This window comes from Syntrophales bacterium (assembly GCA_030655775.1).
Lineage (GTDB): Bacteria > Desulfobacterota > Syntrophia > Syntrophales > JADFWA01 > JAUSPI01.
The window spans coordinates 1-5,663 of record JAUSPI010000050.1 but is presented as its reverse complement, the minus strand read 5'-3'; the positions used below and the strand labels follow the sequence as shown (position 1 = coordinate 5,663).

The window sequence follows — 5,663 nt, the reverse complement described above, 5'->3', positions numbered from 1 at the left end:
TTATGAACTTAAAAGTTGAGGGTTTTTCCCAAAGATTCAATCCTTCTATTGATATCCCATTCAAGTCGCTGTATTTCAGGTTCAGGGACCTCATATTGTTGAAAGATATTTTTCCAACGGGATACTGACTGCAAAACAGTATCAATTATCTGATCGGCCTTTTCAATGTTATGGCCTTTAGCCATGTTGTGAAGTATTTTTCTGCCCGGCGGCAAAAAACCTGCCCCGGAAGGGAAAGATAATGAATGCTCTCTTTTTTCATATATATCCGGCAGCACATCATATACGGGTGACAGGCAAAAGCCGGACTCTTTGTGGAGCATACAAAAATTTTTAAGGTGATCATCCGTATTTCCGACTGCCACATTAAAAATCATCTGGCGGAATAAGATGGGGACATCAATTGACGGTTGGTAACTATGGGCTTTGACCACATCAAACATATCATTATAACTTTAGAAATAATACCCTTGGGCCTGCAACAGGGTTTGCTTACTGATCATATGATATCTGCCCCCATGATCTGAAATATCGAACCGCCTCACCAACAATACTTTACTTTTACCTATATCCTGAATTTCAAATTCAGGAACAGGCAATCCGGAGCGCTTCGCCAATTCAAGCGTAGCAGCTTCAATAGACTCCACATGAAAGGTATCATTATGCCGGGGGAACTTTGCAATCCAAAGAGATCCCGTCTCTTTCCGGCAAAGAACTTTTGGCCTTGCACCGCCAGGACTGCTCCCACTTTGATATAATAATTGCAACTCTTTTTCATCTAACGGCAATCCTGATTCGTATCGTGAAGCTGCATTCAAAAGGGTTCCCAAATCTTTTATGCCGGCTGAAGGATTTGGTTTAGCAGGTCTATCCTGTTTCGATTCAAAGGACAGGGCGCCTAATCCATTTGACCCCAAAATTTCAAGCAACCTTGGGATGGTCTGTTCACCCCGCCCAAGCCCTGCTTTTTTAATCAAAAGATTTCTGCCCCAGTCATCGGGCAGAGCATCTTCAAAAACTGCATGCACTCCTTCCGGTCTATTTGTCTGGAACTCTTTTTGGCTTAACGGCAGATTTACCGGATCTAAAGGGAAAGCAAGCGGGTGTTTAAGATACTCTGGCGCATATCGGAATGCACCCTGTATAATTCCGCGGGGATCAGGTAAGGTCGTGACAATTTCACCGCAAAATAATGTTGTATTGCAAGGAAGTGTAAGATTGACAAACAATCGGATCATTCTGTTTTTTGCCTTTGCACCCGCTGCCGGGTTTTTGTTTTTTTTAAAACCTCATACCTTTCAAATAAAGATTCTCTGGGCGCTATCAATTTATCGAAATCATACGGTCTGCCAAGCATTGATAAATGCTTTAATCCATGTACCGATTGATATGGAAGGATTCCCCTGTTCCATTTTGTAAAGGGTTGGAATGGATACGCCTATCCTGAAGGCAAACTCTTTTTGTGGATCATTTAATTCCAACCGGGCGATTTTCAGACGCTGCCCCAGGTTTTTCAAGGTTTCATTTTCTTTAACAGTAATCATAATTTGTTTTATTGCATTAATTTTACATTAAAGCAAATTATATTTATTAAATAGTCAATGGTGAATAGGGGGTCAGGTAAAAAACGGGGGCAGGCTTCGCTTATTGTGGTTGTTCTGGACTGCCGCGTCGCTGCGCCCCTCGTAGTGACGATAAGTTACTGTGTTTATGCTCAAAGCATTGGTGTTGATTGCCACTTTATGCTGGCTAAAATTTCCTGATTATTTTAAACAGATTAAAAAATTATCAATTTATTTTGAACAAAAAGCAGTGGTCGCTTTGCTCCCACGAATGGGTTTTTTAAGGCATGGGGCAGGATAGCTTGAATAATAATGAAAGGGGAAGCAGAATTTATCCACTTCCCCCGGGTGCATTATTCAATGCCACCTACCTTCCGGCTATCCCTTGTCAGGTTTCCTCCCCAGGATATCCTGACTCCGTTTTACCGAAACTCTAAAATTCTTCTTCTTCAATATTTATGTTCCTCTCCTTTGATTAAAAAATTTCAGTCGCTGCAATCCGAACATGTTCAGCAGTGATCATTGCAGATTTATGTTTTGCTGCGACAATGATGGCACCTCGGGCCAGATGGTTGGCTTTTCTGAACAGACCACCTGAACCTTGGTGAATAGCCGTAATAGCAGCACTTTCAAAAATATTATGATTTACTCCTGCAATGGATAGATGGTGGCTCAGATATTCTTCCATACCTTTTTTATCTACACCCTGAAGATGACATTTGCCCACAACTCTCGATGCTAACGGCATTGAGTTTCTGTACATGAGATTATCAATAAGGTTGCTCTGCCCTGCAAGCACTACAGGCAAAAAGGGTTTGGAGTCACTTTCAAACTGGATCAAAGTATGAAGTTCTGCAAACACACCCAGCTGGAACAAGGAGGCTTCGTCAATTACCAGCACAACTTTCATTTTTTTACCATGAACAAATTCCAGTACCTCATGCTTGATTTTCCGGATCATGACGGCTCTTGATGTGCTGCCCATATCTGTTCCCAGCTCACTGAGTATCTGGCGGTATAATTCCAGTATTGAACCGGCAGAAGCCGTCACAAAAATAACCTTGTATTCTGAAGGGTGAAAATTTCTGGTCACATACCTTAAAGCGGTTGATTTGCCTGAGCCTATCTCTCCGGTAATCAGAGCAACAGCTCCTAAACGGACTGCATAGTGGATACGTTCCTCAACACCTATTAAAGAAGGGGTAACAAGTATTTGCTTGTGTGATATGTCAGCACTAAATGGTTCCTGCATAAACTCAAAAAAAACACGGTAACTCATGGCATCCCCCATATTTGGCCACTTTGAGGTGTTAAATCTTTTGAAGATATGGCGATATTATTGTTTTTATCCCGCTTAACCCTGCAGTTGACATTAATATCTATCTGATTCAGCATGCCATAGGTCTTGTTTTTGTATCTGATCTCAACTGATTCGCGTTCATCCTCATGATAAAGCAGCTCCACCTGTTTGCCGATCAGCGTAACCGGGGCTTCGTACATGATTCTGTCAAGTATAACCGACCTGTCTTTGTTTACCCTTCGCCTGGCAACTTTTCTAAAGTGATCTTTTAGATTTTGTGGTGCCGACCTTATACATTCAATATTATCAACAAACCGGCTGATCGGAGATTGACGAGTGGATGAATGTTTCCGGCAATGGTACTCATCAGTAAGCCATCTTTCAAAGGATTGGTTTATATCCTGTAGTGTTTTGCCGGTAAAACCCGGTAAAAATTGAGACCGGATAGTTTTAAAAAACCTCTCAATTTTGCCCTTTCCTTGTGGTTTATAAGGCCTGGCATGGATCAGGGCAATGCCAAGGGAAGCCGCTGTATGCATAAGCTGTCGGGATCGATAAGCGCTGCCGTTATCCACGTACAATTTTCTGGGCAGGCCTCGTCTCAATAATGCTTGCTCAAAGGCATGCATAAAAGATAGTGCATTTTCCGATGTGTAAAATTGACCATAGGGTATCAACCTGGAATGATCATCGATAAAGGCTATCAGGTATGTTTTGTGCCTTTTGTCTCCTGCAATAAGCTTTGGGCCGTGCATGACATCGCTTTGCCATATGTCATTGGGCATTTCTGCCTCATATTTTCTCCTGTCTTCAACCGTTGTGTGCTTTCTCATAAGGTTTTGTTGGTGAAAAAATCGATAAACCGTTATAAAAGGCAGATAAGTGTTTGGCGGGATAACACCACGTTTTTTCATCGTTTTGACAATAAAAGGAACGCTGACATCCGGCATCTCTTTTCGCAGACGGACAAGTCCAAGGCATGTTTCTTCATCCAGAGCTCGTTGTTTACCCCAGTCGTTGCGGGTACTGGGGTAAAGGGACTCAAGGTTGTTCCCACTTTCTTGATAAAGTTTTATCCAGCGTTGTATCGTCCCTCTGCTGATACTGGTCCTGTCCGAATGGGGAATAACCCATTTTCGGTCACACTTTTCCATTAACAGTTTTTCTTTTTCTCCATGATCCAGCGTTATTCCACTTACAAAATCATGAATAACGCTGTATCGAAAGACTGCTACATCAATTTTGTACTTTTCTTCCATAAACTCCCTCCTGTTTTAAGGTTTCCTCCTCTTTACAACAGCAAAAAAAGGATGTCGCCAGAAGCCTTCGGTAGGGTGTTTAAATAGTTAATTTTGTACAGGTTTAACCTGAAGGTCACACGTAAATTGATCGGCTGACAGGGATTCGTCCCAGGCTCATAAGATAATCAAAGGCTGCGGCCAGGCCGTCTTTCCATTCTTCGGTCAAATGAGCTTTGACTTGATGCTTCAGATTACAAAGCCAGTGGCGCTGGCGTGATCCGGCAGACCCTCTGGGCCATCTACCTGTAGTGATTCGATGAACAAGGGCTGATCGAATGGTATGTTTTGATGATTGAAATCTGGAAAAGTGGCTTGAAGGGCGCAGTTTAATAATACATCTGCAACTCGGGCACCGGTAACGCTTCAACAATAAAGGGTCGTCAAATCCTTGAAAAATTGTACTGGCAAACCCATGACCCCATACTTTCCAGTTCCCACAACAGGGGCACTTCTTCGGTCGGGTCCATGGAAAATCTCGCCCCATGGTAAAAATTTTCTTGAGTATTACATCCACAAAAAGTATCATTGGCTAATTGGTTTTGGGGCTTATTGCCCCGGTTGTTTAGGGCGGGATGAGAGCTGTAACTCTCCCCGCCCAATTTATTCATAAAAAAAGGCTTCCACATGAAAGCCCATTTAATCCAACATTTTGATACTTTTAGTCAATATATTTTGAAAATTTTATCTCTTTTCTGTCTATTTTATTGCGGCAATTAACAGCATAAAAGATTTAAAACTGAAAATATTTAAGCCATAGAATATGAAATATTTATTTGATACTAATATCTTGATTTATTTTTTTAACGGATCATTGCCAGATGAATTAGAAGATTCGGTCGCTGAAAAGGCCTTAGGGTGCACTTTTTGATGCCAAAAAGAGGTGTTTAAGGATTAGAATGATTTAAGATTTAAGGGTTTAGTGGATGGGGGTCAGGCTTCGCTTACGTGTGACCTTTACCCTGAAGGGCAGAAGCCAGGTTATTGTGGTTATTTGGGGGAAAAGTATTGAATTTTAGCAGGAAATTCGGTGAGGACAAAATTAATTATGCGTAAGGGAATCATATTAGCAGGCGGGTCAGGAACACGGCTTTATCCGTTGACCTATTCAGTCAGTAAACAGCTCATGCCCGTGTATGACAAGCCCATGATTTATTATCCCCTGTCAACTCTCATGCTTTCGGGCATTACCCAGATATTGGTTATCACAACGCCCCATGACTTTGACAGTTTCAAGCACCTGCTGGGGGTGATTGCTCGCAATGGGGTATCTGTCTGGAATATGCTATCCAGCCTTCTCCGGACGGACTTGTCCAGGCATTTATCATTGGAGAAGATTTTATAAAAAATGATCCAGTTACTTTGAATATCCACAAAATTTACCGGATATTCTTCAAACAACAAAGAAAGATTTTGAGAAAGAGGCCAGAATGGCAATGGTGGAACTTCTGGTTTTGGAGTAAGTGAGTTCAGGAAATCAAGCTTTATTGAAAAACGGTCAAC

General features: G+C 41.9%; 3 protein-coding genes and 2 pseudogenes. 1 reads left to right on the top strand and 4 read right to left on the bottom strand.

What is annotated here, in order from left to right; genetic code table 11:
- Positions 1–8 precede the first annotated feature (8 nt).
- From Q7J27_02755 to Q7J27_02740, 4 genes and pseudogenes are all read right to left on the bottom strand, one after another.
- Positions 9–1,238: pseudogene (locus tag Q7J27_02755) on the bottom strand (type II toxin-antitoxin system HipA family toxin).
- 99 nt (positions 1,239–1,337) lie between these two features.
- Positions 1,338–1,544 carry a helix-turn-helix transcriptional regulator gene (locus tag Q7J27_02750; GenBank protein ID MDO9528059.1) on the bottom strand — a complete coding sequence of 69 codons (207 nt, stop codon included), beginning with the start codon at positions 1,542–1,544 and terminating at the stop codon, positions 1,338–1,340.
- A gap of 493 nt (positions 1,545–2,037) precedes the next feature.
- Positions 2,038–2,841, bottom strand: coding sequence for an AAA family ATPase (locus tag Q7J27_02745; protein MDO9528058.1), 804 nt, complete (start codon positions 2,839–2,841; stop codon positions 2,038–2,040).
- Positions 2,838–4,121 carry a DDE-type integrase/transposase/recombinase gene (locus Q7J27_02740; protein ID MDO9528057.1) on the bottom strand — a complete coding sequence of 428 codons (1,284 nt, stop codon included), beginning with the start codon at positions 4,119–4,121 and terminating at the stop codon, positions 2,838–2,840. Before Q7J27_02740 ends, Q7J27_02745 begins: the two co-directional genes overlap by 4 nt.
- A gap of 1,087 nt (positions 4,122–5,208) precedes the next feature.
- On the opposite strand from Q7J27_02740, the pseudogene Q7J27_02735 reads away from it, so the two are divergent.
- Positions 5,209–5,516, top strand: a pseudogene (locus Q7J27_02735) (sugar phosphate nucleotidyltransferase).
- The last annotated feature ends 147 nt before the right edge of the window (positions 5,517–5,663 follow it).